Below are 3,223 nucleotides of genomic sequence, written 5' to 3'. Positions count from 1 at the left end.
GGGCAGGATGCTCAGGCCGGGCGGGGCGAGCGCCGCGTCCGCGAAGTGGTCGCCGGCGTTGACGAAGATGCTGAAGTCGTACTCATTGCGGGAGAGGGGAACGAATAGAAAGAGGACATACAGGATGGCGACGATGAGCGCCGCTGTGAGCGGGGTGTTCAGCCGTTGCATAAGTTTGCTCCTAGTATATCCTGTCCTGATATAAGAGAAGAGGAACATAGAGAGACACAGAGAACGGACACAGAGACACACGGAGGAAGAAAGAGGGTTCTCTGTGGAACTCCGTGCGATCTCCGTGTCTCTCTGTGTTCCTCTTATTTGCTCTTGTGATAAGCTCTCGAAATGGACAGACAGCAACTTCTAAAGCAGATCGATAAGCGCTGGACGGCGTTCCAGCGCTCCTACGCCGGGCTGAGCGCGGCGCAGATGACGACGCCGGGCGTGGCGGGCGACTGGTCGGTGAAGGACATCCTGGCCCATATCACCACGTGGGAGGAGGAGGCGCTGGAGCATCTGCCCGCCATCCTGGAAGGCAAGCGCCCACCGCGCTACTCTGTCAAGTACGGCGGCATCGACGCCTTCAACGCCCTGCGGACGGAACAGAAGCGCGGACTATCGCTGCCCGACGTGCTGCACCAACTAGAGGAAACACACCAGCGCCTCATTACCTCCATTGAGCACGCGCCTGACGAAGCGCTGGCGGGCGAGACGCGCTTTCGCCGCCGCCTGCGCCTCGATACGTACAGCCACTACCCGCTGCACACGAAGATGATAGAGGCGTGGCGAGAACAGTTGCGCGAGTGACAAGAAGGAAGAGCTCACGCAAAGAGCGCCAAGAGATATTCTTCTTTGCGTTCTTCGCGAACTTTGCGATCTTTGCGTGAGCTCTTACGAGGGCCGGCGCACTTCTTGCCGCCAGAAGAAGAAAGCCATCCCCAGCGTGAACAGCACCGCCACGCCGGCATAGCTCATTGTCGGCGTGCGGCTGAAATCAAACTCCGAGCGGAAGAACAGCAGTGTCGCGCACACGGCCACACCGAACAGGATGGCCAGCGCGCCGGCCGAGCGTACCTCATCCCAATCGTGGGCAAAGGCCATGGTGCCGGCCCACACCGCCCAACCCATGAACCAGGCGGCGATGATCCGCGCGTCGAAGCCATTCAGGTCCCAGGCCCAGCGCAGATCGAGCCACTCCGGGTTGATGATGAGCAGCGCGCCCATCAGAAAGAGGACGCCGACAACCGCGACCAGGAAGCGCCGGAACCAGGTCAGGATGGGGCCGCCGGTGCTCAGATGCGCGTGGCGGGCCTCCTCCGTCCAGGGCGCGGCGAAGATCATCGTGATCGGCTCGAAGGTGTAGAACACAATCCACAGATGGGCCACCAGGAAACGCCAGTTCATCTCGTCGGCGTGCCAGAGTGTTGCCAGTAACAGCGTCCCGGTGAAGGCTAGATTGCCCCACAGCGTCCAGCGCAGGTGGAGCCAGTTGCGGGCGAAGAGGAATTGCAGGAAGAAGAAGGTGCGGAAGACGTAACCCGCGCCGATGAAAGCCTGAGCCAGTCGCGGCTCGACGACCCAGGCGAAATGGGTTGGTATGAATTGAGGGAAGAAGAACATCCACAGCGCGAAAGTAGCCGCCAACAGCACGCCCATGATCGCCCAGGGACGTAGCGCGCGCGGCGCGGGGACGAATGGATTCATGCGTGCCTCCTTCATCAGGCGCTCGCCAACTCAATCGCGCCGCCCCGCGTCGTGACAAAGGAGCCGCTGACGACCTGGCGGCCCGACCGTCCCGTGATCAGCCACTCGCCCAGCCCGCCGCCGCTCTCGGCCGAGCCGGAGAGGATCGCCAGCGTCGCCCCACCGCCAGGAGGCAACAACGCGACGTCAGTGTAGCGATCGCCCTGCTCCCAGCGGTGGCCCTGGGTGGCGACCGTCAGCACCTCGACGGTGGCGTTGAGGCAACGCACGGTCATGCGTGTGCCTTCGCCGACGACCAGCGCGGGCGTATTGCCCAGCCCCACCCGGCCATTCAGGCACAGGCCCACCCCCGGCAATTCGTGAAACACCAGCAGGTATTCGCCCCGTTTCGGCAGCTGCGGCACGGCGGCGAAGCGGGAGGCGGTGTCCCCTGCCTGCCGCAGCGGCCCAGCCGGCGCATCCGGCTCTTGCTCACCGGGCGCCTCGATGATCAGCGCGCCGAACGCGCCGAGAGCCACGCTGTCATGCCCTTGCCGGGCGGCGTCATGGTAGAGCCACGTCCCGGCCGCGGCCCGCTGCGGGCAAGCCCAGCGGTAGGTGAACGACTCGCCCGGCGCGACCCGGTCGGCCCGCCGGTTGCCCTGGGTCGCGTCGGGCGACGCCAGGGGGAAAATGGCGTTGTACTCGGCCGCCCGGCCCGCGCCGTGCGGCTCCAGACTGTGGCAGCGATCAGACTCGACGACGCCCGACCGCCTATCCATATTGCGAAAGTGGACGACGATCTCATCGGCGACCTTGGCCCGCAGTGTCGCGCCGGGAATCGTGCCCTGAGTCCCGGTCGGGTCCGGCTCCGTCAAGTCCCACGGGTTGAGCGGCCGGTCATCCGGCGCGGCCCAGTTCGCGCTGTAGCGCCGTAGGACGAGCGCCTCGTGAGAGGCCGGGCGATACGCGCCGCTCGCCGTTCGCGGCAAGGGCTTGCCGGTCAGCCGGTCCGCGCCCCACGGACAAGCGTCCCAGGCATGGTTCTCCAGTTGTAGCCAGTATTCCTTGATACGCGCCATGCGGCCCTCCTTATTGGCCTATCATCGGCGAGCACGGGCGCTCACACCAGCCGGTCCAGTTCCGGCAGCGCGGCTCGAATACGCTGCGCCCCGCCGGTTCTGAGTGGTTCGCCGTGACCGACGCACAGGATTTCGCTGTCCAGTTCGGCCAGCCGCCGGACGGAGGCGCGGTGTTGTTTGACGTTGAGCAGAAAGCCGCGCCAGCCCAATTGGAACGTCGGCCAGGTGCAGACCGCGTCGCCGGCGATCAGCGCCCGGCGTTCCGGCCAGTAGAAGGCCAGATGGCCGGGCGAGTGACCCGGCGCGTAAACGACAGTCAGCGGCCCGATCCGGTCGCCGTCGTGAACAAAATGGTCCACGTGCGCCGGCGGGTGCTTGGAGAGGTTGAAATTGAGGGCGATCTGTAGCGGCCAGACGCGCGCGGGGTTGTAGGGCCGGCTCGACACGGGCTGCGCGACCCG

General features: G+C 65.3%; 4 protein-coding genes. 1 reads left to right on the top strand and 3 read right to left on the bottom strand.

Features of this window, described 5'->3' with window-relative positions:
* Positions 1 to 342: 342 nt before the first annotated feature.
* Complete coding sequence (locus ACE3UY_RS22440) at positions 343 to 804, top strand: ClbS/DfsB family four-helix bundle protein (RefSeq protein WP_374689697.1); 462 nt, start codon at positions 343 to 345, stop codon at positions 802 to 804.
* Between the two features lie 84 nt (positions 805 to 888).
* On the opposite strand, the gene ACE3UY_RS22435 is transcribed toward ACE3UY_RS22440, so the two are convergent.
* The 3 genes from ACE3UY_RS22435 to ACE3UY_RS22425 all read right to left on the bottom strand — a co-directional run.
* Positions 889 to 1,701 (bottom strand): hypothetical protein, encoded by an 813-nt coding sequence (locus ACE3UY_RS22435; RefSeq protein ID WP_374689696.1) that lies wholly within the window; start codon positions 1,699 to 1,701, stop codon positions 889 to 891.
* 14 nt (positions 1,702 to 1,715) lie between these two features.
* Entirely contained in the window at positions 1,716 to 2,762 is a 1,047-nt protein-coding gene (locus tag ACE3UY_RS22430) for a hypothetical protein (RefSeq protein ID WP_374689695.1), read from the bottom strand.
* A gap of 41 nt (positions 2,763 to 2,803) precedes the next feature.
* A partial coding sequence (locus ACE3UY_RS22425; RefSeq protein WP_374689694.1) for an MBL fold metallo-hydrolase occupies positions 2,804 to 3,223 on the bottom strand: 420 nt, incomplete at its 5' end.

Source organism: Promineifilum sp. (SeqCode), from assembly GCF_041918635.1.
In the GTDB taxonomy this organism is placed as follows: Bacteria; Chloroflexota; Anaerolineae; order Promineifilales; family Promineifilaceae; genus Promineifilum.
The sequence above is the reverse complement of the archived record's forward strand: the minus strand, read 5'-3'. Positions and strand labels throughout refer to the sequence as shown.

Bases quoted from the DNA above. Each gene is read 5' to 3' on its own strand.
- ACE3UY_RS22440 (WP_374689697.1), top strand. From the start codon at position 343: ATGGACAGACAGCAACTTCTAAAGCAGATCGATAAGCGCTGGACGGCG.
- ACE3UY_RS22435 (WP_374689696.1), bottom strand. From the start codon at position 1,701: ATGAATCCATTCGTCCCCGCGCCGCGCGCGCTACGTCCCTGGGCGATC.
- ACE3UY_RS22430 (WP_374689695.1), bottom strand. From the start codon at position 2,762: ATGGCGCGTATCAAGGAATACTGGCTACAACTGGAGAACCATGCCTGG.